The sequence below is a fragment of the Rhodococcus opacus B4 genome, assembly GCF_000010805.1.
Lineage (GTDB): Bacteria > Actinomycetota > Actinomycetes > Mycobacteriales > Mycobacteriaceae > Rhodococcus_F > Rhodococcus_F opacus_C.
On sequence record NC_012522.1, the window covers coordinates 2,945,639 to 2,971,448 of the forward strand.

The window sequence follows — 25,810 nt, forward strand, 5'->3', positions numbered from 1 at the left end:
TCTCGGTGTTGGGCGACCGGCGCCCGTGGCTGTCGTGTCCAGCACGACGGCGGCCACGTGCTGTGAGCCGCGTCATGATCTTGGTCCGCTGCGGCTGGACTCGGATATGCCGATCGCAACAAAGGCAGACTTCGCGTTTGCCTATTCCGACAGTCGACGTACGGCCGCGAGCTGCTCGTCGCTCATCTTCAGCCGACCGGACATACTCGCGTCCCACAGCTCCACTTCGGAGACTGCCTCGGCGATCACTCGCTGGGTATTGCTGTCCTGCACGATCTCACGCAGTACGGCGCCGGTGCGGTCTGCCCGAAGTACGATGAAGCGCACTCGAAACCGACGATCGTCGGGCTGTATCGCCGTCCGGTAGTCGATTTCGAGTCGGGTTGGAATGAATCGTCCTGACGACGTCGGAATCCGTTGGCCGAGCCACCGTGCACGAGCCTCGTCGAGGGTTGAGACAAGGATTGCGTTCGGGGTGTGCGGTGTCGTCTGCCCGTGGAGCGAATCCGTCACGACTTCTATTGATCCGAACGATTCTGCCGGCTGCCCTATCCGGTGGATATTGCGTCCGACCGCAGCGCGCCGAAGTACCTCGAGTGTCTTCACACCCATGATGTCGGGTCCAGTTTGGTGATGGCTGCAGTTACGAGGTCGACCTGCTTACCCGATGATCTGGCGTTGTCTGCGCGGGTCAAGGCCGCGCGGACCAATTGTCCGCAGACGAATCGGATCGGTTCGGGCGGAAGCCACCCGCGCGGGAGTCGGGTCAATCCCGATCGGCTCCACTCGTCGTCGGTTCCGAGCGCCAAGCTGGCCAGGATCCTGCCGCCCAGGCAGGCGGGGCCGACACCGTCTCCCGAGTATCCGCTGCCCACGAAAACTCGCGGTTGACCAGAAACCGGGACGAAAAAGGGCAAGGAGTTGATCGAGTATTCGACAGGGGCCCGCCAGGTAGCGGCAATCGGTACATCGGCTAGGTCGGGGAAAGTCGCACGAAACTGACGTTCGAGGTCACGCGGTCTCGGCGCTGCTCCGTAGAGTGCGCTGGCACCGCGATGGCCGTAACCTAATCCGACTCCGCCCTTCCCGAAGAGGGCGGCTCCGTTGCTCGTGGAACGCCAGTAGTTCAGCAGTCTTCGAGAGTCGGACGTGCCGACCCCATCGGTTCCGAGGGCGCCCAGTTGCGCTTCTGCGAGTGGTGTCGTGACGAGGTTGTCACTGGCGGTGAGCACTAGTCGCCGACGGATCTCGGGGATCGCGCTTGCCCAGGCGTTGATGGCAAGTACTGCGGATCGGGAGGTGACCTTCCCCTCGATTGTCTCGATGGAGACTTGGTCACTGCTGTCGATTCCCGTCACGGGCGTGTTCTCGAAAACCCGGACACCCATTTCGATCGCGACACGCCGCAGTCCTCGTGCCAGAGCCGCGGGCTGCAGCGTCGCAGCCGTGGGATCGAGCACGCCTCCCCGTGTTGCCTGCCCTGACAGTTCGGTTGCCGCGTCTCGATCGACTGTTCGCAGCGGGTTGCCCTCGGCGTCCGCGATTGCGTCGAGCGTATCGTTCCAGGCGCCGTCTTGATCCTCGGTTGTGGACGTCCACAACCATCCGTTGCGGCTGATCTTCGCGTCGATGTGATGTTCCGAGCAGAAGGCAATGATGTGTTCGATCGCGTCGGAGGTGGCCTGCGCGATGCGGATGGCCTCGGCTCTGCCGACGTGCGCGACCAGTGCCGGGAATTTCGGCCACAGATTCATGAGGAAACCCGCGTTCGTTCCGCTTGCGCCACTGCCACACACACGGGCTTCGAGAAGTACGACGTCGAGGGAGGGGTCGCGGTTTTTGAGTTCGATTGCGGTCCATAGCCCGGTGTACCCACCACCCACGATGCAGACGTCAGCGGTGGTCGCCGACATCAGCGGTGAACTGAGGGACGTATCGGTGGCCAGGGTTTCCGACAGCCAGGGAGAAGACTGGCTGGCGGCAGTCGGGAAACTGTTCAGATGCATAGGTATTCGCCCTTCCTCTCATGATCAATGGAATCGAGTTCGTTGCGGGCTGAGATCTGCGGATACGGGTCGCAATCTTCACCCACCGATGGCTCCCATACTTTTCTGCTCGAGATCGCGACGCATGAGAGGTTCGCCGCCGGTGAAGCGGACCTCCCGCACCCCGAGCCGATGGACCGCGATACCGACCAGCCGGTCGATCTCCCCTACACGCACCGGTGTCATTGCCTCACCCGTTCGTTTCCGTGGCCACTACCTGTGTTCGCGGACATCCATCTCACATTCGGACCGGTTGCGCGGGGTGAATTCTGTTGCTTGTCAGAGCTAATCGACTTCCGGATCCACCACGCGTCAGTTGGATGAGCTCGGCCATGATCGACACAGCGGTTTCCTCCGGGGTACTCGCTCCGAGGTCGAGTCCGATGGGGCTCGCGAGCCTGCTCACCTCCTCGTCGGTCAATCCTGTTTCCGTCAAACTCACCACCCGCTGCTCGTGGGTTCGGCGTGATCCCATCGCGCCGATGTAGCCGGCAGGACAGTCGCGAAGTGCCCGCCCGAGAAGCGGGATGTCGAATTTCGGATCGTGGGTGAGAACGCAGAGAGCGGTGCGGCCGTCGATTCTCCCTGCGCGGATCTCGCCGTCGAGATAACGGTGCGGCCAGTCGACGACGACCTCGTCGGCGGTCGGATACCGTTCTGCCGTGGCGAACAGCGGCCGGGCGTCGCAGAGCGTGACGGAGTACCCGAGCAGTCGAGCCTGATCGGTCAGCGCGGACGCAAAGGCATTGGCACCGAATATGACCATCCGTGGTGCGGGGGCAAAGACGGAAACGAAAACCCGGACATCGTGTGCGTCGCACGAACCGTCGACGCCGAACTCGAGCGCGGAGTTGCGCCCTGATGCCAGTAGGGCGCGGGCGTCGCGGGCGACCGCATGATCGAGCTGTTCGGATCCGAGTCCGCCCTCCGTCCAAGCGTCGCGTACAACGAGCTTCTTCCCGACCGCATGCGCGTCTGGGTGACTGATCGTGGTTGCGACGGCGACCGAAGTTCCGGCACGGACGTCGTCGTAGAATCCCGCGAATTCCGGGAAGGTGTGTTGCGAGATGGCCTCTACGAAGATTTCGATGGTCCCACCGCAGGTCAGGCCGACGGCGAATGCCGAGTCGTCGCTGACCCCGAACTCGGCAAGGCCCGGACGACGCGTCTCCATCGCGTCGATGCAGTAGTCGTAGACGGCGCCGTCGATGCAGCCCCCGGAGACCGAACCGACGGCCTGACCCTGCGCCGTCGTGAGCATTGCACTGCCGGGAAGTCTCGGCGCGGAACTAAACGTGGATATCACGGTTGCCAGACCAACGGGTTGACCGGTGCGCCACACGCGCACGATGTCGTCGAGGATGTCCCGCATTCTCGTTTCTCCTGTCTCGACGGCTCCCGGCACTGTGGCGGTCGTGGTCGCGAATTGTTCCCTTATCCCAGCCGCCGGTCGGCGAGCACCGGGAAGGTGCGCCGCAACTCTCGTAGACTTCCCAATTCCAGTGTTGCGCTGATCATGTCCGCCGAATCTCCGGCGGCGGCGACCACCGTTCCATCGGGGGCCACGATCTGGCTGTGGCCGCCGAGCGCGACATCGCCGTCGACACCCGCCACGTTGCACTGGACGACATACGTCTGGTTCTCGATCGCACGTGCACGACCGAGTGCTGTCCAGTGTTCGACTCGTGCTCTCGGCCAGGCGGCGGGAATCACGAGCACCTCGGTGCCTGCTCCGACGAGTTCACGGTAGAGCTCGGGAAAACGGAGGTCGTAACACGTCGACAACCCCACGACTGTCTCCGCTCCCGCTGCGGTTGCGAGCCCCGTGCTGACGGGTTCGGTTCCGGCCGTGAGCAGTCGTGGCTCTCCGTCGCTGAAGCCGAACCGGTGGATCTTCCGATACGTCGCGCGGATCTCCCCGTCCGGATCGAAAACTACCGACGTATTCCACAACCGAGCACTCGCAGTGTCGTTCTCCCGCTCGATGATCGAGCCGGCGTGGAGCCAGATGCTGTTGCGTTTCGCGGCGCGCGACATCGTCTCGAGGAATGTGCCGTCGAGTGGTTCGGCCCGATCGGTCCAGGTGTCGTAGTCGAACCCACCGTGCGCCCACAGTTCCGGCAGCACAACCAGGTCTGCGCCCGCCGCATCGTCGATGAGGTCGTCGACGCGGCGGATGCGTGAGCTGTACGGCTCGGAGCGGTCGTACTCGAGTTGGATCGCGACGACGTCGAGCGAATCGTGTCCGGGGTCGGGGCGGGAGACGCTCACTTGCTCTTGTTCTTCCCCGCCGCGTATCCGGCCGCGAACACGCTGACAATCGCAGCGATGCCGGAGATGATCGCCGGGATCCAGGCCGGCTGCACGAATCCGGCGGCCGGTGTGCTTCCTGCTCGTGATTCGCGTGCCAGCTTCACGAGGTCGAGTGCTTCGTCCTGGTGTGCGGGTGTACCGCGACCGGCGGTCCGTGGCGCGGCGCCGTTGGTGGCTGCTCCACCTGTGGTGGCGGTGGCTTCGGCGGCTGCCTCGCCGCCGATCATGAGTTCGCTCAGACGCTCCGCGAACACCCCCAGCAAGGCTGCGGCAGCATCGTTGATGACACCGCGACCGAACTGTGCGATCTTCCCGGAAATATCCATCTCCGTGTCGACGAGGACCCGCGAGCCGCCCTCGTGTGCGACGAGGCGGAGTCCGATGTTCGCGGACACGTTCCCCTGGCCACGAGCGTCCTTACCGGTGGCCCGCAGCGTAGCGCGGTGTCCCGCCTCGTCGCGTTCGACGAATCGGGCAGCTCCCTTGTACTCCGCGGTGATGGGGCCGACCTTGATCTTGGCCTTCCCTTCGAAGTCGTCACCGTCGATGGCGGTGATCGTGGCCCCCGGGAGGCATGGAGCCACACGTTCGAGATCGAGGAGAACCGGCCACGCTTCGTCGGGGGGCAGGGGGACGATGAATTCATTGGAGATCTGCATCAGACTACCTATTCGCAGGGGTATGGATAACGAATCAATTTTATGGCTGGCCTGCTGAAACAGGTTCGCCGATCTTCGGGAGCCCGAACCGGAATGCGGGTTCCCCGGGCGGAAAATCGCCACCGGTCTGCAGCCGTCCAGCCATCTGTCGAACCTTCGCCAGATATGCGCGTCCGACGGCGAGCTGGGCTCGCTCCCACACGGCGAGCGACTCGACCCGCTGTCCCGGTTCCGAGGACAGAGCGTCCGCCAATGTCCACGCGTCGTTGGCTGCCTTGGCGGCACCGGCTGCGGCATGCGGCCGAGGAGTGATGGCGGCGTCGCCGAGCAGGGCGATCCTGCCGTACACCGTGGCCTCGACGTCTGCGTCGCTCACAATCGTCACGAACGCGTTCTCCGCGGCGTGGACAAGCTCGGCGAACGGCTGCGCCAGCTCGTCGGCGCGGGTGTCGAGAGTCTTGCGCTGCCGCACACACAACTGGTGCGCATGCACGGAGGTGGGGAGGCGGATGCCGTTGCAGTCCGTCATGAGTTCGTCGAGCTGCGCACCGTCGGGCACATTCCAGTACCACTGAAAGTTCAGGCGCCTCCCCTCCTCGCCATCTCGGGGAGGAATCGGGTAGGCGATCAGGTGCCCGTCCGACAGCAGCCCGTAGGTGAAGGCATCGTCGAAGTAGTCCCAGCTCGACTGGTCGATCGCCCCGGGTGAGACGAGGCCTCGCCATGTCACGTACCCGGCGTAGTCGGATTTTCGTCCGATGAGTCGCTGCCGAATGACGGAGCTTCCACCGTCAGCGGCGACGACGAAATCCGCGCCGGCATCGGTACCGTCTGCGAAACGCAGATCCACGTGGTCGGCGGATTGACCGATACCCACCACGGTCTTGCCCAGGTGGTATCGCTCGCTCCCGAAGACCTCGTGGAGTCGGCGGTAGATCCCGTCGTAGCTGGTGAATCGCCAGGCGGCGTCGATGGTCCCGAGCTCATCGCCGGTGTGGGCGTCGGTGTAGCGCATCGTGGAGGAAGGCACGCTGATGGCGTCGAGTTCCGTGTCGGTCCGCTCGACGAGGTACTTGACGAGTTCGGGTTGCACGACGATGCCCGTTCCGAATCCGGACAACGGCTTCGTCGAGCGTTCGTAGACGTCTACCTCGAATCCTGCGTCCCGCAACAGCAGTGCGGTTGTCAATCCGCCGATCGAGCCGCCGACGACGGCAATACGCGAGATCTCCACCTTGACTCCTCAGTCTCGCAGGGCCATAGCGATGGGACGCATCGGTGCGCCGCTCGCTCCGCGTAGCCGGATAGGCGCCGCCATCAGACAGAATTCGTCGACCCCGTCCGCGGACAGTTCCTCGAGGTTGAGCAACTCGATCATGGGCACACCGGTTTCGGCCAGGAAGTGGCAGTGTCCGGGCAACCAATTGTCCTCGTGCTCGGAGGGCCCGACCTCGACGCATTCCTGGTCGGAACCGACGGCCGCGATCTTCTGATCGGTCAGCCACCGTGCCGCGTCGAGGCTGAGCCCGGGCGGATTCCCCAGCGTCTTCGCTCCATCCGGCCAATACCGCATGCGTCCGGTGCGGACGAACGGCACGTCGCCCTCGTTCAGCTGGAGGCCGGCCGCGCCGAGCGCTCCTTGCAGATCGTCGACGGTGATGGGATAGGAGTCCGGGAGGCATTCGACACCATGCAGTTTCGCCACGTCGATGAGGACTCCACGGGTGATGATCGGCGGGATCTGCTCAGCGCCGCCCTTGGTCCAGGAGCGGCTGCCCAGGTTCTCCTCGACACCGAAATTGTTGTAGATCTCGCCATCGACACCGAAGTGATTCAGGGCATCGATGTGCGTTCCGGTGTGGGTGTACATGAAGACCACATCACCGGAGTAGCAGACGTGGCGGTTGACCGCGTCGCCGGCGCCATTGAGGTTGTCGACCAGGGTTCCCTGCGGGGTGTGGCTGAGGAAGATCTGGTAGCCGGGATCGCCGGCGCCTTGGAAGCTGGGCATTCCGACGAAGTAGTCGACGCTGAGATCGTAGAGGGTGGAGGCGTCCGCCCGCGCGAGCATGTCCACCCGCACGTCCTCTTTGAGGTAGTTCAGTGCACCCAGCTGGTCGTCCGGACCCCACGGGCTGGTGCCGACCGTAATTCCTGCCCTGGTGGACGGTTTGGTGTCGATGTCCTGGCTCATCTACTTGCCCTCGACTTCGAAGTCGACGACCGCACGCTCCGAGAACATCGGCATCAAGGTGGCCACCACCTCGAGGTGGTAGGGATCGGTGGAGTACTTCTCCAGGGCTTCCCAGGTGGCGAAGTCGGTGATCAGGGCACCGTCCCACGGTGCTCCGTTCTCTCCCGGATCACCCTGATGGCTGCCGAGGCTCCAGTACTCGATGAACGGGAGCCGTTCGGAAAGGGTGTTCAGGATCTCGACGATTTCCTGCTGGGAGCTTCCCTCGGCTACACGCCAGAGAAACACGTGACGAACCTGCGACATGGGTGTCCTTTCGTTGAACGGTCCCGGCGAGGCTGCGCTTTCATGGCTGCCGTCTGCGGGGTGTGTTCTCAGTCTCGTGTTTCTCCGTGGTGGTTCCTATTGTGTTCAGACACAATTCAGTCGGCAGTTTTGTTCCTCGACCGACAGCGTTCGAAGATCCGCTGCGGGGTCACCGGGATCCGATCGGTGTGGAGCCCGTCGCCGATTGCGTCATCGAGTGCTGCCGCAACTGCCGCGCCGACCGCGATGATGCCGACCTCGCCCAATCCTTTGGCTCGCAGGGGGTTATCGGGCGAAGGCGCGTCCTCGGTGACGAAAATGTCGACGTCCGGCATCTCCTGAGCGGCGGGCAGGAGATAATCCATGAACGAGGTCGCGATAGGCGTTCCGTCTTCCTCGTACGCGAACTCCTCGTACAGCGCTCCACCGATGCCTTGGACGGCGGCGCCGATGATCTGCCCGCGCGTCGTCATCGGGTTGATCATTCGACCGGCCTCGGTGGTGGTGAAGAATCGCCGGAAAGTATGACCGCCGGTCGCCGGATCGACCTCGATCTGGACGATGGTGACCCCGTACGGATAGTTCATCTCGTTGTTGCGATAGACCGCGTGGGCGGCGAGCCCGGGTTCGTCATCCTCGAGACGCGCCGTATACGGGTCTCGTCGGCCCGCGATCTCGTAGAGACTGATCGATGCCTCGGACTCCGAATCGGCGATGGCACCCTCGACGAGCCGGAGCCGTTCTTCAGGGACGTCGAGCATCGTGCTCGCGAGGCGTTTGGCTTTCGCGACGACAGCGAGGGCGGCTTCACGCACTGCGCCGCCGGCGAGCACGGTCGACCGGCTCGACCAGGACCCGACGCCGTCCGGCACCAGGTCGGTGTCGCTGTGTACGACGTCAATTCGTTCCGGATCGATCTGCAAGTTTTCGGCGGCGATTTGAGAGAGCACGGTTTCGATACCCTGACCCACCGACGACGCGCCGGTCAGGACGCGAACGCGTCCCACTGCGCTGACTTCCACGGCACCGGTTTCGTACAGTCCGAGGCCGGCCTTGTCCATCAGGACTCCGACTCCGATGCCGACGCTCTTCCCCTTACTGCGAAGTTGCTCGGTCTCGGTCACCCAGGAATCCCAATCGATATGCGTCAGCGCCTTCTCCAAATGCTCGGCGGGGTCACCCGAGACGAAGTGGTATGGCTCGTGCACCATCTCGATGCCGGGATTCCACGGTAAGTCGGACGCGGTGAGAAGGTTGCGACGCCGGATCTCGATGGTGCTGATTCCCACGGTCTGCGACGCGAGATCGAGTAGGCGTTCACGCGCGAACGTCGATTCATACCGTCCGGGGCCGCGATACGCCGCGACCGGTGTCTTGTTCGTCAGCACTGCGTGCAGTGTCACCGAGTACGAGGGGATCCGATACGGTCCGACGACGATGACGGAGGTGATATCACTGACCAGCGGTTCGGCCTGGCGGAAGTACGCACCGTGGTTGTGGAAGATCTCGTCCCGCAGTCCCAGGATGCGGCCGTCCGCATCGAGTGCGGCCTCGAGGCGGTGGACTTGCTCGCGTGCGTGAGACGTCGCCACCATATGCTCGGATCGGTCCTCGACCCATTTCACAGGTCTTCCGAGGTGCCGCGCCGCCCACGCCGCTACGACATACTCCGGGAAGATGTCACCTTTGACACCGAAGTTCCCGCCGATCTCGCTGTGCCGCATCCGCACGCTGGTGTCGGGCATACCCAGAATCCGGGCGAGAACTTTTTGGGAGTCGTGCACATGCACGATCCCCGATACGAACAGCACGTCGCGACCAGGGTCGGGCTGCACCACACAGTTGCGGGTTTCCATCGGCGCCCCCGAGTGCCGGCCGGTGCGGTACTCATGAGAGACGATGTGTGCCGCCTTCTGGAAGGCGGCGTCGACATCACCGTATCCTTTCTCGATCCGAACTCCCTCGTTCCCTACCCCCGGATAGAGTTCGATGTCGGTCGCGAGCGCCTCCACCGGGTCGAGCACAGCGGGGAGAACCTCGTAGTCGACGGTGACGAGTTCGGCAGCGTCTTCGGCGACGTAGGGATCCTCCGCCAGCACCGCGGCTACCGGCTGGCCCACGTACAGCACTCGATCTGTTGCCAGGGGAGGCTGGGTGAAGGTCTCGATTTGGGGATAGTCCTCGTGGTAGCCCAGGTCCTGGAGTGGGATGGTGCCGAGATGCGCGAGATCGTCGCCGGTGAGCACGAGCCGCACTCCCGGATGCCTCTTCGCGTCCGCGACATCGACCGCGAGGACGCGTGCGTGGGCGTAGGTCGACCGCACGATACGTAGATGCAGCTGGTGTGGGAGATCGATATCCGCTGCGAACAGCGCCTTGCCGGTGAGCAGGCGCTCGTCCTCGCGGCGCCGGATGGATTCACCGATCCAGCTCTTGTTGCGAGTTGACACCGCGGGCTCAGTTAGGTTCGTCATCACTCTTCCTTGGTCGCGCGTGAGCTTCAGTATCGCGCAGGGGTCGGGGGGTTTCGATCTACCGAAATGGACAAATCTGCGTCTCTGATCGGTCTCTCATGCACACGACTTGTGGCCGATGGACGCCGACAATTACTGATCGAGCGCTGATGCGCGAATCGACGACATTTGATTATGAGGAGGAAACTTTGTCCTCGCAGCCTCCGGTCTTGACGCCGGAACACGAGATGCTGAACTGGGGCCGTCTGATCCTGGATGGTGTCCCCTATGCCGACATCGTCGGTGCTCGCGACCGACCATCGGACCAGGGCTGGTTCGAATACTGGATGTCACGGGCGGACGACTACGAGAGCCTCGGCGACGAGTGCGTAAGCGCAGCGCACACCCTCTCTGCGGGCGAATACTTCTACCTCGCTGCCATCTGCGTGCAGTACGCGCAATTCTTGTGGTTCGACGACAAGCGCGCGCACGGCCAACGGCGGAAGGTCGAGCTCTACCGGAAAGCGGCACCGTACCTGAAGCCGGCGGCCGAGCTGGTCGAATTGTCGGTGGACGGGACGCCGATGCCGGTGTTTCTCCGCGTGCCGGACGGCGCCGGTCCGCACCCGGTGGTGGTGTTGCTGGGCGGCCTCGAGAGCACCAAGGAGGAGAGCCGTTTGATGGAAGACCTCCTCCTCTCACGCGGAATGGCAACCGCCACGTTCGACGGCCCCGGGCAGGGTGAAATGTTCGTACACCGAGAGCTTTCCGGTGATTTCGAGCGCTACACCTCCACCGTGATCGACTACCTCGTCTCGCGAGACGACCTGCAATCCGACGCGGTCGGTGTCCTCGGGCGCAGCTTGGGCGGAAACTATGCGCTCAAGTCCGCTGCGTGTGACGAGCGTGTCGCCGCATGCGTGTGCTGGGGTGGGTTCGCGGACATGGATTCGTGGGACACCGAGACTCCCATGACAATGGAGAGTTGGCGCTACGTCAGCAAGGTGAAGACCCTCGACGAGGCGCACGTGCACGTCCACCAGGCTTTGGAGACTCGAGACGTCCTCGAGCAGTTGACGTGTCCGACCTATGTGCTTCACGGGATGCTCGACGAGATTCCTTCCGCTTTTCTCGAGACCCTGCGTCAGCACGCCGTCAATGCCCCGCTGACGATCGTGGTCGAGGACGAAGGCGACCACTGCTGTCACAATCTTGGTCCGCGGCCCCGGTTCCAGATGGCGGACTGGCTTGCAGACCATCTGGTCACCCCTGACGATTCACCGGCGAAGGAGCACGCAGATGGGTGAGATCAAGGTTGTCTCAGCGACTTCCGCTCCGATGGAGAAATGGCAGCCGGAGGGAGTCACTGTCCATCAGGGTGACCCGGACGGCCACGGGTTCACCCTGACCGAAGGCGACTCCCGGGGCGCATTCGGGACGGGTGTCTTTACCTGCGAGCCGTCACGGACGTCGTACGAGCTGACCTCGAACGAGATCATCTACGTCCTGGAGGGGTCGGTCAGCATTGCGCTCGACGACACCGAACCAGTCCTGATCCGCACCGGTGATCTGGCGTTTCTCCCCAAGGGGCACACCTCGCACTGGACATTCCACAGCACCTTCAAAGAGGTGTGGTTCTTGGTCGACTGACGATGCACGAAGTACGGGGCCGGCTGTCACCGAGATGGCCGGCCCCGAGGCCTGTCACAGCGCCGGTGTGGGAAGTCCTGGGTTGGTCTCCGGACCGGCGTCCTCACTCGGCAGGGCCGAGACGAGTCGGCCGAGCCGAAGTGCCACGGCGAACTCTCCGCGGCGGAGGCGCTCGGCACCCAGCTTCGACTCGGCCGACCTCAGCCGGTAGGCAACCGTGCGCGGATGTACATCCAGTTTCTGTGCGGTGAGCACCGCGTTCTCCCCGTTGGTGAAGTACACGCGCAACGTCTCGATCAGAACATTGCTCGGGTCGTCGATATCGCCGAGGGGCTCGAGTTCTTCGTGAACGAAAGCACGGGCCGCGGCAGTGTCATGCAACGCCAAAGCCTCGAGCGAAGTGTCCTCGTACCAGGTTACGGGGAGCCCGAGGGCCTTCCCGACATTGTGAGCCTCATTCGCTTGGCGGTGGCTGACCCGGAAACCCTCCAGTCCCTCGTTGACGGTTCCGAAGGCGAGGTGAGCACCGTCGAGTACGGACATGCCCCCTAGTTCGTCCTTGGGCTGCCCGGATCTGCGGGGCCACGGAATCCACAGGAAACCCATCCCGTTCGGCGTCGACGCCACAAGCGGTCTCAACGACATCTTCATGTGCTGACCGATGGTGCGAGCGACCGATTCAGGGGTCGCTCCCGACACTATCGCCGCCAGGTGCTGACCGCGCAGGGAGTAGTCGAGAACCGCGGTATCGACAGGGAGCCCGGCAAGAAGCGAGTTCAGGGTCGCCATTTTCCGGCGCTCGTGGCTCTGCAGCGCATACGCGGCGCTTTGCTGCTGAAACGCCTCGACGATCGCCGTGGAGACCGCATCGTTCCATGCGAACTGACGTGCGCTTGCATGCCTGAGCACGGCCGCTCTCTCCTGCGTATCCGGAATGCTCCGATATGCCTCGTCGAGGAGAAACGACCACGTCACCGACTGACCGATTCGGGACGCGTGGAGCAGATCGTGCAACCCCACTCCCGCCTGGACGGAAACCCGTACCTCGCGGAGTGCCTCATTCGACGCCCTGGTGAGGGGGCTGTTCGGGTCAGAGATGTGGGTGAGGACATCGTTCAGCGAGGCAAGGATCGTATCGGACTCGGCCGAGGACAGCTGCGGGTTGTCCGGGGCGCCTTCCGCATGTGCCTCCGCACGCAGCCTGCGCCGAATCTCTTCATAGATTTCAGGGATTCTCTCGCGTGTGGCATCCGTGAGCTGCCGCAGACCCTGCTCGATGAACACCACGCCATGCTACCGGGCCAGACAGCACCGAATCGGTCATCTACAGTTTTCCTCGTGGTCGACAGGATGGCACTCGAGGGGGTAACCCACTCGCTGCGGAGCCGGATCGGGGAACTGACGGATCTGGTTCGCCGGCGCCTGCGATCCGATGTCCCGGAGTTCACCGCGGACGTCGACCCGGCGCTTGCGGTCAGCGAGACCGAGCGAATCGCGGCCGCACTACGATCGATCATCGACGGACTGGAGGGCGCGGCGGAGCCGAGTAGCGCTCCGTTGGACGAAGCGACTGCGGAGGCGCGGGCGGTCGCACAAGCCGGGATCGACCTGAACCTACTCATTCGGACATATCGGGTCGCACAAGCGGCGATGCTGGATGTCTTACTGTCCGAGACAACCGACCTCATCGACGATCCTGAGATTCAACTAGCGATTCAGCAACAGATCTCCCGCTTCCAGTTCGACTGGAACGACGCTGTCCTGGAAGCGGTGATCCGGGCATACCAAGACGCGCAGTACTCGTTCTTCTTCCACTCCCGGGACCGTCAGTTGCGGACGAGCCTGCGCGAACTGATCGCGGGACGAACAGATAATCCTCCGCCGATCGATTACCCCTTCGCGCAGAATCACCTCGCCGCGGTCGTGTGGGGAGACCGCCGTGACCACTTGGTCGATCAGGTTGCGGAGATACTCGGTTCTGCCAAGAGGGTGCATTTGGCGGGCACATCGGGCACCGTGCTGGTGTGGTATTCACTGCGCAACCCCGACGAGGACGTGCATCGCCTCAAAGCCGAACTCGATCGGCATGAAGGGGCGTTCTACGCCTTCGGCAACCCCGGGCGTGGGATCGCTGGATTCCGTACCAGTCACCAGCAGGCCTGGCGCGCCTACCGGGTCGGCCGCTGGTCGAGCACCCCGGTGACCTGGTACGCCGATATCGCCTTGGAGTCGTTGTTCATGAAAGACATCCAGGCGGCCCGCGATTTCGTCACCCAGCAGCTCGGAGCGCTCGATCCCGCCGACCCTCGCACGGATGTGCTGTTCGAGACGCTTCGCGCCTACTTCGCGGCAGGGTGCAATGCGGTGCGCGCAGCGGGCGAACTGGCCGTCCACGAACGCACCGTGTCCTACCGTCTGCGTTCGGTCGAGGACCAACTGGGAATCAGTGTTCTGGACAAACGTGACGAACTGGTGGTTGCACTGCGCTTGCACGCTGCCCTCCGCGCCATCACCGCTGCGAACGCGCTCACCGACCTCCCCCGCAGTCCCTGAGCGCGAGTTGTGGCAGTCTGACAATCTCCGCCACCTCAATTGTCGATCGCTGCGCAGCGCAGAGGGCCCCCGGGGAGAGATAGTGAGTCAATGATTCCTCTTCACGTCGGGGCCTGTTCGCGATGAAGCCGCCTCCATTCGACTACGAAGTAGCCGAGAGCATCGACGATGCCTTGACCCGGCTCCGTGACGGCGGTGACGACGCCAAGCTGATCGCCGGTGGGCAAAGCCTCATGCCGCTGATGAACTATCGGCTCGCCCGCCCGACCCTCCTGATCGACATCAACCGCATCCCCCGGTTGGCCGACATCACCGTTGGGACCGACCGGATCACGTTCGGGGCGCTGGTGCGCCACCACAAGCTCGAAACCTCCCCTACCGTCGCCGAGCAGTTGCCCCTCCTGCGCGAGGCCGCCGGCTGGATCGCACACCCACAGATCCGTACCCGCGGGACGATGGGCGGATCACTCGCTCATTCCGACGCCTCGGCGGAACTCCCTGTTGCGCTGATGGCCCTCGACGCCGAGGTACTCGTGCGATCGCTTCGGGGCGAGCGCACCCTGACGATCCCGGATCTCGTCGTCGGACATTTCGTCAGCTCACTCGCACCCGACGAGATGATCACCGAGATTCACGTGCCGCGACTGCCTGCGGGCACGGGCATGGCGTTCGCGGAATTCGCGCGCCGCCACGGCGATTACGCCATCGGCGGCGCGGCCGCGGTCCTCACCCTCGACGAAGGTGGCGTGTGCAGGCGCGCTCGGATCACCGTCCTCGGTGGCGGCGCCACCGCTCTCCGGTGCCACGAGGCAGAGGCTCTCGTCACCGGCGAAGTAGTCGAAGACCCGATCATCGCCGAAACGGCGCTTGCGGCAATCACGGGGTTGACCCCGATGCCCAACCTGCACGGCGACTCGAACTATCGCCGACAAGTCATCGCCACCATGGTTTCGCGTACGGTCACCGAGGCCGCGCGACGCGCAAGGAGTAACTCGTGAGCACACACCGCGTCACTGTCGAAGTCAATGGTGAGACACACACCCGCGAAGTCGATGCGCGACTTCTGTTGTCCGATTTCCTGCGTCACCACCTCGGGCTCCGTGGCACGCGCGTGGGGTGTGAGCACGGCGTCTGCGGTTCGTGTACGGTACTGCTTTCCGGTGAGCCTGTTCGTGCCTGCCTGACTCTCGCGGTGCAGACCGACGGCGAGGTCGTCGACACGGTCGAGGGGCTGGGCGAGAACACCGAACACATGCATCCCCTGCAGGAGTCGTTTTCGGCGTGCCACGGACTGCAGTGCGGGTTCTGCACCTCGGGGTTCCTGATGTCACTCAAACCGCTCTACGACAGCGGAATCGAGATGAACGCGACGGAGATCCGCGAGGCGATCTCCGGCAACATCTGCCGGTGCACGGGCTACCAGCAGATCGTCGAAGCCGTCGACCGCGCCTTGCACACTCGAGACTCGACCGACACCGAGACATCCGAGTCCAACGACGGGTAGCGCGCCCCGGCCGCCGGCTACCTCTGACGCGGCCGGCCGTCATCGGTCGGACGCGAGAACGGCCTCCACGGCGCGCTCGGCTGCTTCCAGCGCGCCTTCCATATAGCCCGGATAGTTCAGGGCAACATCAGATCCTGCGAAATGGATGCGGCCGTGATCAGCACCGAGGCGCTCGTGCATGATGGTCGGCCGGCCGACCCGAGCATGAATACCCGCGCCGCGGTGCAACGGATCGGCCGACCAGTCGTGATAGTCCACGCCCATGATCTCCGCGTCCGGCAGATAGGACCGCACTGCGGCGTGCACGTGCTCCGGATCCTTCGGGTCGATGGCCGTGCCATCGGTGTATCCGGTGAGGATTCGTCCGCCTCCGGAGTCCGCACCGGTATCGAAAAGGACAGGAATAGCACCGTCACCGAAACGGAACAGACCGACCGGAACATTTCGGGCATGGATGTGAAGTTGTACGCACCGGCACCCCCGACTGTCCATCACCACTTGCGCGCGACGCGCAGGAAGCACAGGGTCGAAGTCGATACCGCGCCAACTGTTCAACGGCGTCGCCAACACGACGTGCCGGGCGGTCATCACCTCGCCGTCGCCCACACACACTTCGACGCCGTCGTGGCGTTGGTGCAGGGCTGTGATCACGCCATTGAACCGGATCTCGTCCACGTCACCGGCCAGGGCGCGCACGAGGGACGACGTGCCGGTCGCGATCTCCGCACTGTGCGACAGCGCTGCTCCGGACACACGGTGCTGGTGCGCCGCGATCGGCATGAGGAGTCCCAACGCCGACACGGTGCTCAGTTCACTGCCGACGATCGTGCTGCACCACGCCTTCACCCACTGTTTCGTTGTCGGCATGAGCTTCAGGGCGTCGAGATAGTCCTGGGCCGGGATGTCGAGATCGTCGAGCCCTTGATACTCCAGTCCCACCCCGACGGTGATGCGGTGCGCGTCCCGGAGCACGGTGTGCAGAGCGGCTCTCGTTGCGGTCTTCTCGTGCTCGGGAACCGACAGCCCTCGGCGCCGATCGCTCAGCGCTGCCGGTCGAGTCGACAGGCCGTGCCGAGCGATTTCCTCGGTCATTCGTTTGTGGTGGTGTGGTGCAAAGTATGCACCCCCGACTTCGACATCTACCGCCGGATCGACCACCGACGGCCGCCGATACAGCCGGCCGCCCAGACGGCTGCCACCTTCGATCACCAAGACCGATCTCCCGGCGGCTCGAAGATCACGAGCCGCACGGAGCCCGGAAAGTCCCGCCCCTACGACGATGACGTCGCGTGTCATCCTCGCCTCCCTCTCTGTGAACTACGCGTCGTGTGTCTCGTGCAGGCCCGCGCTTTCACCGTTGGAGAACAACGGGTTTCGACGAGAAGCTATGTAGAACCCGACGGCGACGGCAATGTAGATGCCGACCGCAATCCACACCGACATCCCCAGAATGTCTGGTCTCGTGTTGGCGATCCCCGCCACCAGAATCCACACGATGATCACCGCGCCGAGCGCGATCGCAGGCAGCAGCAGCCAACGAAGGCGTCGCTCACGTATGACGAGCCGGGCGCCGGCCAGGCTGATCAGGAGATACGGCACCACCCAGAAGTAGGTGACCATCGTTGTGACGACCACATTCACCGTCAATGCCGATTCGTCACTCGCGGCGAGGAAGGCCGACGGAAGCGCGGCCGAAACCACGGCCAAGGCGCCGATCGCGCGCGCAGGAGTCCGAAATCGTGGATGGACGGCGGCAAGACCGCGAGGCAGAAGCCCCTCGTTGGCTATGGTCATTGCCACGCGTGGTGCGTAGTTGAAGAAGCCCACGATTGCAACGAAGAGGCCTAGAGCGACAACGGGGTCGGCGACTTCCGCGAGAAAGTCGAACCCCGCCGCCCGTGCGAGTGCGGCGGGAGGAGAGGCATTCACGAGCGCATCTGCGGGCAGGGCGTTCAGTGCCGCATACTGAACGACGGTGGCCAGCGCAAAGATCGTGCCGAGACCGATCGGTACTGCCATGACCACCCGCGGAATGGTCTTTCGCGGTGAGCGTGTCTCGGCGGCGAGCGCGGCGCTGCTCTCGAACATGACGAGAAAGGCCGCCGCAGTCGCGACACCCTGTGTGACTCCTCCGAAGCTGGAGCCGCTGAGGGAAAGCTGCGACGTGAGGTCGATTCCATTGTTCCGGATCGCCCCTACCAGCACGACGACGGCGACCGGAACCGAGACCAGTGCGAGACTGACGCTCACGCGAACCGACGCATCCAGTCCCCGGATGGCGAACACCGCTGCGATGGCTGCGCTGACGACGTATGTGGCGATGTACACGCCGTCGCCGGCGTCGCCGACAACTCCTTCCGACACGAGGAAGCTGACCAGATAGGTTCCGGTCCCCGCGAGAAGGCCCGCGACCGCGAAGACGTATCCGACAACCACTCCCGACGCCGTCACGATTCTTGCCCAGGGTGTGAAGCTCTCGCCTATGTACGAATACAGCGACCCGGTGCCCACGGAGCGGCGGGCGAACAGCACAATCGAGATTCCGACGAGGCTGGTGCCCAGGACGGCGAGCAGGACCGAGAGCCACGAGCCGGATCCGGCCACCATCCAGGTGAACGCAGGGACGGTGACGATCCCGACTCCGGGTCCGAATGTTGCGATGGCCAATCCGCCGGCCCGCAGTCCGGACAGATGCCCTCGATCGAGGTCGCCGTCCGGTGTGCCGGAGGAAATAGATGCCGGCAGGTCTTCGGCGCGCGACTTGATCTGAGTTTCAGGGTTTTCCATGTGGCATCCTCAGTGGAGTAGTGTGCACAGCCGTGCACATGACGTGCGACAGGGCGAGTGGGGTCGCAGTGGATCCACAGCCTCGCCCGACGGGGATCCCTGCGATCACCCGAAGGTTTCGTCCCGAATCGATTACACGACGGTGGCGTCACCAGGGTCCGCGGCGGCGACGCCTGCCCGATCCCACAGTTGCTGCCACGGTTGGGGTTTCTCGGGTGTGGAGATGCCCTGGATTGCGTTGAAGACCCGCTCCGGAGTCGCCGGGAGGTCGTGAAGTGTGGCACCGAACGCGGCCAGAGCGTCGTTCACCGCGTTGAGTACGGCGGCAGGGGCAGCGATCAACCCCGACTCTCCCATTCCCTTGATACCCGCGGCCGAGATCGCGGACGGAGTTTCGAGGTGCTGGATTTCAAAGGGTGGTGAGACATCCATCGTCGGTACCTGATAGTCGAGGAACGATGTCGTGGTGAGGTTACCGGCGTTGTCGTACACCAGCTGTTCCAGAAGACTCAGGCCGATGCCCTGGACTACGCCGCCACGGATCTGCCCCTCGACGATCATGGGGTTGATCATGACTCCGCAATCTTCGACGGAGTACACGCGTTCGACATCGACGATGCCGGTTTCGGGGTCGAGTTCGACGATCATCGCGTGACCGCCGTTGGAGAACATGGGGCGAGACGTGTCCCATGCCCGGGTCGCTTCGAGGCGAGTGTCGAACCCGTCCGGCCACGCGTTGGAGTCGTAGTGCGCAGCCATCGCCACATCAGCGATCTCCATCTTGGCCTCTGGATCGCTCTTGCTCGTGACCTGACCATCGGACAACTCGATATCTTCCTTGGCGACGCCCAGCATCTGCGCTGCGACAGCGATCAATTGTTCTCGCACCTCGGCGGCAGCCCGATTCACGCAGCCGCCGGCGATGACCGCGCCGCGGCTTCCGACAGTGCCACTGCCGTAAGCACCTTTCGTGGAGGTGCCTGCATCTACGGTGATCGCCTCGAACGGGACACCCAATACATCTGATGCGATCTGCGCGATGGTCGTTTCCTGTCCCTGCCCTTGAGAATTGATTCCCGTCGTCACCAGGACCGAGCCGGTCGGATCCATCTTGACGGTCGCCGTGTCGTGATAGGTCTCGTTCATGCCGTGCGCCTGAATCATCCCGGTGCTTTCACCGCTGCTCTCGACGAACACACTGATTCCGAGACCCAGGTACACCCCCCTGTCGCGCGCTTTCGCCTGCCGCTCGAGGAAAGCCGGGTAGTCCACCATCTCCTCGAGCTTGTCGATGCAGCGCGCCCAGGACCCTTCCTCGTAGGCGATACCTTGCGGGTTGACCCAGGGGAAGTCGCGAACGACGTTGCGGCGACGAATCTCGAACGGGGACAGTCCCAGTGTGCGTGCGGCCTCATCGATCAAGCATTCGCGCGCCAGTGTTCCCGCCATGTACCCGACGCCGCGGTAGGCCCCCACCGGGCATTTGTTCGTCACTGCCCCTTCGTAGACGTACTCGGCGGCGGGAATGTCGTACACGCCTGTCGGTGTCACGGCTGCCGTGCACCAGGCCTCGACCGCCATCGTCTGTGGCGGTGCATGGTAGGCCCCGCCGTCGACCAGCGCGTGGGTTCGCACGGCAGAGATGCGACCGTTGGCATCGAGGGCATAGGAGATGGTGACGTACTGCTCGTGGGCGTGTGCACCCGCGAGCAGGTTCTCGCGGCGATCCTCGACCCACTTGACCGGAGTACCGAGTTCTCGGGACACGAGGGGCATGATGAGTTCTTCAGGGTAGATATGCGCTTTCTGCCCGAACCCGCCGCCCGTGTCGGGTGAGAGAACCTCGCACCGGGCCTCCGAGAAACCGAGATAGAGCCCGAGGCACAGCTTCACGTAGTGCGGCATCTGGGTCGAGGTCCACAGCTTCACCTTCTGCGTCGACCAGTCGAAGGAGGCCAGACAGCCGCGCGTCTCCATGGGCGACGCCGAGACCCGGCCCGGGTGGAACAGCGCCGATACGACGTGCTCCGCAGTGTCGAACGCCGCGTCGACGTCACCGAAGCTTGCTCTCCCGCGGAGGCCGACGTTGTCCGGGCGCTCCCCGTTCGCGACGGGTCCGCCCTCGATGGACACGCGAGGGTCCAGAACGACCTCGAGATCGTCGAAGTCGATGGATACCAGATCACAGGCATCTTCTGCTATCGCCCGCGAGTCTGCGATCACGACGGCGATCGGCTCGCCGACGTAGCGGACCACATCGCGCGCCATCAGGGGCATCGTGATCAGTTCACAGCCCTCGGCTGTGAACTGAGCCTCGATACCGGAACAGAATTCCTCGACGTCGTGGCCGGTCCACACCAGATGCACACCCGGCACCGCCACCGCTTCGCTCAGATCGATAGCGGCGATACGCGCGTGCGCTGCCGGGGACCGGACAAATGCGGCGTGGAGTTGGCCGGGAAGCGAGATGTCGGCCAGATAGTGGCCCCGGCCGGTCACGAGCCGAACGTCCTCACTGCGCAGTACTCGCTGCCCGATCAGTTTCCGGGTGATCGGCGGCGACTCGTGGTGCTGGAACTTCATGACTCTTCCTTGGGCGTGTTGCCGGCGACTTCGAGAACGGCTTGCACGATCGTCTGATAGCCGGTGCAGCGGCAGATGTTTCCCGACAGAGCATCGACGACCTCGTGCTCGGACGGATTCGGATTCGCCGCCAGCAGGGCGGTCGCCGACATCAGGAAGCCCGCGGTACAGAAACCACACTGAAGCCCGTGGTGTTTGCGGAACGACTGTTGCAGCTCGTTCAGGCGGGTGCCGACGGCGAGTCCCTCGACGGTTCGCACCTCGCGTCCGTCGCCTTGCCCTGCGAGCATCAAACAGGCCCGCGCAGGTTTGTCGTCCACCAAGATCGTGCACGCGCCACACACCCCGTGCTCGCAGCCGAGTTTCGTTCCCGTCAAACCGAGTTCGTCACGAAGATAGTCCGCGAGTGTCTCACGGGCCTTCGCCTGCCCCTCGGTCGATCGGCCGTTGACCGTCATGGAGACGGTGACGACGTCACTCGGTTGTCGGTTCGATGTCATCGGCGAGCTCCTGCCTCGATGAGTGCGCGTGTGAGAAGTGTTTGAACCAGGTGTCCCCGGTAGTTGCTCGAGCCGTGGATGTCGGAGATGAAACTCAACGACTCCCGCGCCGCTTCTCCCGCACGGCGCGCGGTGCGCTCGTCCAGGACATTCCCGACCACCGAGTCTTCGGCGGCCGGCACGCGCTGCACTGTTCCGGCTGCCGCACCCACCGTGATGCGGGCCGAGGTGCACGTTCCGTCGGGACCGGTTTCCGTCGACACACCCACCAGCGCCAAACCGTAGTCGCCGGCTCGGCGCGCGATCTCCTGGAAACTCCAGCCCTCGGTCTTCTTCGGGATCCAGACGTCGGTGACGATCTCGTCGGGTGCGATCGACGTCATGTACGGGCCGACGAAGAGGTCGTCGGACTCGATGGTGCGCCGACCACGGACACCCTCGACCTCGACCATCGCGTCGAGCGTGAGCACCGTCAAGGGCCACTCCGCAGCCCCATCGCCGTGGGCGATCGATCCGCCCAATGTTCCTCGCGACCGTATCTGCGCGTGCGCGATGTGCGCACCCGCCTCAGCCATGAACGGCAGGTACTCACGGACGATCGGTGAAGCGATGACCTGTTGATGAGTGGTCATCGCCCGGATGTGAACGTACGAGCCGGCCTCGTCCACGCCCACCAGGTCCGGTACGTGCGCTAGATCGATCAGGGTCGACGGCGAGGAAAGCCTGATCGCCAGCAGCGGCATCAAACTCTGTCCCCCTGCCAAGACCTTCGCATCCTCGTCGGCGGCCAGCAGATCACATGCCTGCGCAAGGGAACGCGGGGCCACATACTGTAACGGGGGAAGCTTCACTGCGCTCATCTCCTCCTTCAATCGTCCTCCCCAAGTACTGTGCCCAAAGGTCGCCCTCCCGACTTGTGACGAGGACTGACAATCGCAACCGATTCTTTGTCAGGTGAGGTAGGTCGACCTGGCATCGACGCACGTCCGCGGGCCGCGGTGCGTACATTCAGCCGGACTGCGTGTCTTCCCGGGTACTTTTCACGAGTAGTCTCAGTTCGGCGCCAGCGGTGCAGGCGCGGGCGACATCGACCACGCCGTCACGGCGGAGTTCGCCGATCATGCGGGTGAAGCGGTGGATGGCGTCGGCGACGCGGTCCTCCCACGCGCGGACGTGGTCCTCGTCGTCGCTGTCGAGATCGAGGATCGCCCCGACCAGCGCATGATGCCGCTCGGCCAGATCGTCGCGCACGGTCGCGGCGGCCATGGCGTCCCACCAGTTCGTGGTGACGTGGTCATCGAGACGGCCGGTCACCCAGTTCAGTTCCAGCATGGTCTCGACGCGGGAGTGAACGGCCGCGGCGGTCTCGACCGGGCAATGCCGCCTTTGGGCGGTCTCGATCAGGGCGAACGCCTCGGCGAGGAACCGAAGTTGCTCCGTGGTCTGCACGATCGTCGCCGGGCGGGGACGACCGGCGACCAATTCGCGGACGCCGGGACGGTACCGAGCAATCTCCTCGATGACGTCGAGTGGCGCCGGCCGGTGGCACAAAATCCACGACGCGGCGCGCTCGATGAAGTGCTGGAGGGTGTGCAGGAGGTTCCAACGCTCGACTGGAGTGACGTCGGTGCGCCGCTCGGCGTCCGTCCACAACTCGTCGATGTCGAAGACCGCCCGGACCACGGCATAGGCTCGTGCAACCGCCGGCGTCTTGACGCCGAGACGTTCCTCGAGTTGATAGATCAGTCCGGGACCGACATGGTTGATCAGGTCGTCGGCGATCTTCGTTGCCACGATTTCCCGTGCCAGGCGGTGGTGCCGGATCTCCTCGTGGAGAAGCCGGCGGATCCGCGACGGGAAGTAATTGGTCAAGGCGGAAGCGAAGACCGGTTCGTCGGGAACAGCGGATTCGAGCAGATCCTGTTGCACGACGTTCTTCGATTGGGCGAGAAGGACCGCGATCTCGGGGCGGGTGAGACCGAGACCGGCCTGCATTCGCGATACCAATTCCTTCTTGGTCGGCAGCACCTCGGTGGTCCGGTTGATTCCGTTGTTGTGTTCGAGGTTGTCGATGAGTCGCTCGTGACGGTTCAGCAATCTCGGAGCCTGGGAAGATGCGAGGCTGATTGCGAGCGTTTGGCTTTCGCCGTTGCGGAGCACCGCGTCGGCGACATCCGGACGAGAGGCGGCCAGGAGGGTGTTGCGTTCGTCCTGGCCGATCCGTCCGGCCTGCACGGCGACATCGAGCGCGACCTTGAGGTTGACCTCGAGGTCCGACGTGGCGACGCCGGCGGCGTTGTCGATGAAGTCGGCATTGATCCGACCGCCACCCAGCGCGTAGTCGATGCGCGCCCGCTGGGTCAGCCCGAGGTTGCCGCCCTCCCCAACCACCGAGCACTGCAGCTGCGCTGCATCCACTCGCACCGAATCGTTGGCCGGATCGGCGGCGTCGGCGTGGGTTTCGGTCGATGCCTTGACATACGTACCGACCCCACCGTTCCACAGCAGGTCGACGCGGGCGGTCAGGATCGCCTTGATCAGCTCGTTAGGTGAGATCAGATCCTGCCGCACGCCGAGCAGTTCCTGGACCTCGGTGGAGAGTGCGATCCTCTTGGCGGTGCGCGGCCAGATTCCGCCCCCGGCGGACAGGGTGGTGCGGTCGTAGTGATCCCAGGTGGATCCCGGAAGCGTGGACAGGCGTACGCGTTCGGCGAACGACAGGCCCGGATCGGGGTCGGGATCGATGAAGATGTGCCGATGGTCGAACGCTGCGACCAGCTTGATCGACTCGGACAACAGCATCCCGTTGCCGAATACGTCCCCGGACATGTCGCCGATGCCGGCGACGGTGAACGGCTCGGCGTCGACGTCGACTCCGAGTTCGTCGAAGTGCCGGCGCACCGAGACCCACGCGCCGCGGGCGGTGATGCCCATGGCTTTGTGGTCGTATCCGCTCGAGCCACCCGAGGCGAACGCGTCGCCGAGCCAGTACCCGGCGTCGAGGGCTATCGTGTTCGCCAGGTCCGAGAACGACGCCGTCCCCTTGTCTGCGGCCACGACCAGGTAGGTGTCCGGGCCGTCGTACGTGACCGTCTCTTCAGGAGCGACGGTGCGACCGTCGACGATGTTGTCGGTGACGTCCAGCAGACCCCGGATGAACGTCGAATACGCATCTGCAGGAGTGATGTCCGGGTTCTTCCGGACGAAGGCGCCCTTGGCGCCTACCGGGACGATCGGGGAGTTCTTGACCGTCTGGGTCTTCATCAGCCCCAGGACCTCGGTGCGGTAGTCCTCCGGGCGATCGGAGAACCGCAACCCACCCCGCGCGACGGCCCCGCTGCGCAGATGGATGCCCTCGACGTCGTTGGAATAGACGTAGATCTCGCGATGGGGAACAACGGGTCCGGTGAGTGAGAGTTTGCTCGAGTCGAGTTTGAACGAGACGTGGCGCTTCGGTGCGCCGGTGGCGTCGAGTTGGTACCAGTTCGTGCGAACGCATGCGGTGACGAACGACTCCAGCGACCGCATGATCCGGTCTTCGTCCAAGGTCGTCGCGGCATCCAGGTGGTCACGCATGGTCGAAACGGCCTCCGCGACAGCCGTACCCCGGTCGTCGAGTGCGGGATCGAACCGCGCACCGAAGTAGCGCACGAGAGACTCGGCGAACTCGCTGTGCCGCAGGAGGGTGTCGATGACGTAGCTCTCGGATAGCCCGAGCCCGGCCTGACGGACGAACCGGCTCGCCGCTCGGACGAGAACGATGTCGCGCCAGGACAGCCCACCGGAGAGAATCAGCTTCGCATAACCGTCGATCTCGAAACCATGCAGCGCATGCGCTTCGAACGCCTCCGACACCAGGATCACCGATGGACTGAGCCACTCTGGTGGCGCCTGAAAAGTGAACTTGTGCAATGTCCCTCGGGCGGAAAGATCTTCGGGAAGCGGAATCGTGTCCCGGTCAGCGACACGCAATCCGAAGTGCTCGAACACCATCGCGATGTCGGCCAGCAGCGGGCTCGTCCCCGGCCAGAGGATTGCAGCCTCGACACGGTCGCTCGTCGTTCCGGACAGAAAGTTCATGCGCGGGACGTCTTCGTCGTGTGCGTTGGCGTGGACCAACCGAATCACGGCGTCGTCCACGTCCGTAGCTAGTGGTGATGACATGTGGTCTGCCGGTGCGGCGCCCTTGCCCATCGCAGCTTCCTCCCGAGTGGTCCTTGTCAGTAAGTGTGCGCGGAACCGGGAAGGAACGAGTTAGACGAA

21 protein-coding genes and 1 pseudogene are annotated in these 25,810 nt (G+C 64.1%); 5 read left to right on the forward strand and 17 right to left on the reverse strand.

Going from position 1 to position 25,810, the window contains the following annotated elements:
- Nucleotides 1-141 precede the first annotated feature (141 nt).
- The 10 genes and pseudogenes from ROP_RS13585 to ROP_RS13625 all read right to left on the reverse strand — a co-directional run bounded on the left by ROP_RS13585 (nt 142) and on the right by ROP_RS13625 (nt 9,991).
- The gene (locus tag ROP_RS13585) at nt 142-606 is read right to left on the reverse strand and encodes a hypothetical protein (protein ID WP_148222460.1); all 465 of its coding nucleotides are present in this window, start codon (nt 604-606) and stop codon (nt 142-144) included.
- Nucleotides 603-2,006, reverse strand: coding sequence for an NAD(P)/FAD-dependent oxidoreductase (locus tag ROP_RS13590; protein WP_012689941.1), 1,404 nt, complete (start codon nt 2,004-2,006; stop codon nt 603-605). The genes ROP_RS13585 and ROP_RS13590 overlap by 4 nt, the downstream gene beginning before the upstream one ends.
- A gap of 93 nt (nt 2,007-2,099) precedes the next feature.
- Nucleotides 2,100-2,210: pseudogene (locus ROP_RS42540) on the reverse strand (cyclic pyranopterin phosphate synthase); the annotation flags it as partial.
- 73 nt (nt 2,211-2,283) lie between these two features.
- The gene (locus ROP_RS13595; RefSeq protein WP_012689943.1) at nt 2,284-3,417 is read right to left on the reverse strand and encodes an XdhC family protein; all 1,134 of its coding nucleotides are present in this window, start codon (nt 3,415-3,417) and stop codon (nt 2,284-2,286) included.
- Nucleotides 3,418-3,479: 62 nt separating this feature from the next.
- The gene (locus ROP_RS13600; protein WP_012689944.1) at nt 3,480-4,316 is read right to left on the reverse strand and encodes a carbon-nitrogen family hydrolase; all 837 of its coding nucleotides are present in this window, start codon (nt 4,314-4,316) and stop codon (nt 3,480-3,482) included.
- Complete coding sequence (locus ROP_RS13605; RefSeq protein ID WP_012689945.1) at nt 4,313-5,017, reverse strand: SRPBCC family protein; 705 nt, start codon at nt 5,015-5,017, stop codon at nt 4,313-4,315. Before ROP_RS13605 ends, ROP_RS13600 begins: the two co-directional genes overlap by 4 nt.
- 40 nt (nt 5,018-5,057) lie before the next feature.
- Entirely contained in the window at nt 5,058-6,251 is a 1,194-nt protein-coding gene (locus ROP_RS13610; RefSeq protein WP_012689946.1) for an FAD binding domain-containing protein, read from the reverse strand.
- 9 nt (nt 6,252-6,260) lie between these two features.
- The gene (locus ROP_RS13615; RefSeq protein ID WP_012689947.1) at nt 6,261-7,211 is read right to left on the reverse strand and encodes a cyclase family protein; all 951 of its coding nucleotides are present in this window, start codon (nt 7,209-7,211) and stop codon (nt 6,261-6,263) included.
- Nucleotides 7,212-7,517 carry a Dabb family protein gene (locus ROP_RS13620; protein WP_012689948.1) on the reverse strand — a complete coding sequence of 102 codons (306 nt, stop codon included), beginning with the start codon at nt 7,515-7,517 and terminating at the stop codon, nt 7,212-7,214.
- A 116-nt stretch (nt 7,518-7,633) separates the two neighbouring features.
- A complete protein-coding gene (locus ROP_RS13625; protein WP_063721417.1) occupies nt 7,634-9,991 on the reverse strand; it encodes a xanthine dehydrogenase family protein molybdopterin-binding subunit in 2,358 nt (785 codons plus the stop codon).
- A 149-nt stretch (nt 9,992-10,140) separates the two neighbouring features.
- Between ROP_RS13625 and ROP_RS13630 the strand changes: the two genes are divergently transcribed.
- Both ROP_RS13630 and ROP_RS13635 read left to right on the forward strand, forming a co-directional pair.
- Entirely contained in the window at nt 10,141-11,277 is a 1,137-nt protein-coding gene (locus ROP_RS13630) for an alpha/beta hydrolase family protein (RefSeq protein ID WP_193384855.1), read from the forward strand.
- Nucleotides 11,270-11,620: a cupin domain-containing protein gene (locus tag ROP_RS13635; protein ID WP_012689951.1), complete on the forward strand. Its 351-nt coding sequence runs from the start codon at nt 11,270-11,272 to the stop codon at nt 11,618-11,620. The genes ROP_RS13630 and ROP_RS13635 overlap by 8 nt, the downstream gene beginning before the upstream one ends.
- A 54-nt stretch (nt 11,621-11,674) precedes the next feature.
- Here ROP_RS13635 and ROP_RS13640 read toward each other — a convergent pair whose 3' ends face one another.
- On the reverse strand, nt 11,675-12,904 hold the full coding sequence (locus ROP_RS13640; protein ID WP_043826533.1) for a PucR family transcriptional regulator: 1,230 nt from the start codon (nt 12,902-12,904) through the stop codon (nt 11,675-11,677).
- A gap of 54 nt (nt 12,905-12,958) precedes the next feature.
- On the opposite strand from ROP_RS13640, the gene ROP_RS13645 reads away from it, so the two are divergent.
- The 3 genes from ROP_RS13645 (at nt 12,959) to ROP_RS13655 (ending at nt 15,677) form a co-directional block, all read left to right on the forward strand.
- Nucleotides 12,959-14,173 carry a PucR family transcriptional regulator gene (locus ROP_RS13645; RefSeq protein ID WP_231868908.1) on the forward strand — a complete coding sequence of 405 codons (1,215 nt, stop codon included), beginning with the start codon at nt 12,959-12,961 and terminating at the stop codon, nt 14,171-14,173.
- Nucleotides 14,174-14,295: 122 nt separating this feature from the next.
- Nucleotides 14,296-15,171, forward strand: a complete 876-nt coding sequence (locus ROP_RS13650) for an FAD binding domain-containing protein (protein WP_012689954.1) — start codon at nt 14,296-14,298, stop codon at nt 15,169-15,171.
- Complete coding sequence (locus tag ROP_RS13655) at nt 15,168-15,677, forward strand: (2Fe-2S)-binding protein (RefSeq protein WP_012689955.1); 510 nt, start codon at nt 15,168-15,170, stop codon at nt 15,675-15,677. Before ROP_RS13650 ends, ROP_RS13655 begins: the two co-directional genes overlap by 4 nt.
- Before the next feature lie 39 nt (nt 15,678-15,716).
- Here ROP_RS13655 and ROP_RS13660 read toward each other — a convergent pair whose 3' ends face one another.
- The 6 genes from ROP_RS13660 to ROP_RS13685 all read right to left on the reverse strand — a co-directional run bounded on the left by ROP_RS13660 (nt 15,717) and on the right by ROP_RS13685 (nt 25,741).
- Nucleotides 15,717-16,973 (reverse strand): flavin monoamine oxidase family protein, encoded by a 1,257-nt coding sequence (locus ROP_RS13660; RefSeq protein ID WP_012689956.1) that lies wholly within the window; start codon nt 16,971-16,973, stop codon nt 15,717-15,719.
- Between the two features lie 21 nt (nt 16,974-16,994).
- The gene (locus ROP_RS13665) at nt 16,995-18,464 is read right to left on the reverse strand and encodes an APC family permease (RefSeq protein ID WP_012689957.1); all 1,470 of its coding nucleotides are present in this window, start codon (nt 18,462-18,464) and stop codon (nt 16,995-16,997) included.
- 132 nt (nt 18,465-18,596) lie between these two features.
- Nucleotides 18,597-21,047, reverse strand: coding sequence for a xanthine dehydrogenase family protein molybdopterin-binding subunit (locus tag ROP_RS13670; protein ID WP_012689958.1), 2,451 nt, complete (start codon nt 21,045-21,047; stop codon nt 18,597-18,599).
- Entirely contained in the window at nt 21,044-21,547 is a 504-nt protein-coding gene (locus ROP_RS13675; RefSeq protein ID WP_012689959.1) for a (2Fe-2S)-binding protein, read from the reverse strand. The genes ROP_RS13670 and ROP_RS13675 overlap by 4 nt, the downstream gene beginning before the upstream one ends.
- On the reverse strand, nt 21,544-22,407 hold the full coding sequence (locus tag ROP_RS13680; protein WP_231868909.1) for an FAD binding domain-containing protein: 864 nt from the start codon (nt 22,405-22,407) through the stop codon (nt 21,544-21,546). The genes ROP_RS13675 and ROP_RS13680 overlap by 4 nt, the downstream gene beginning before the upstream one ends.
- A gap of 148 nt (nt 22,408-22,555) precedes the next feature.
- Complete coding sequence (locus ROP_RS13685) at nt 22,556-25,741, reverse strand: NAD-glutamate dehydrogenase domain-containing protein (RefSeq protein ID WP_148222462.1); 3,186 nt, start codon at nt 25,739-25,741, stop codon at nt 22,556-22,558.
- Nucleotides 25,742-25,810 lie beyond the last annotated feature (69 nt).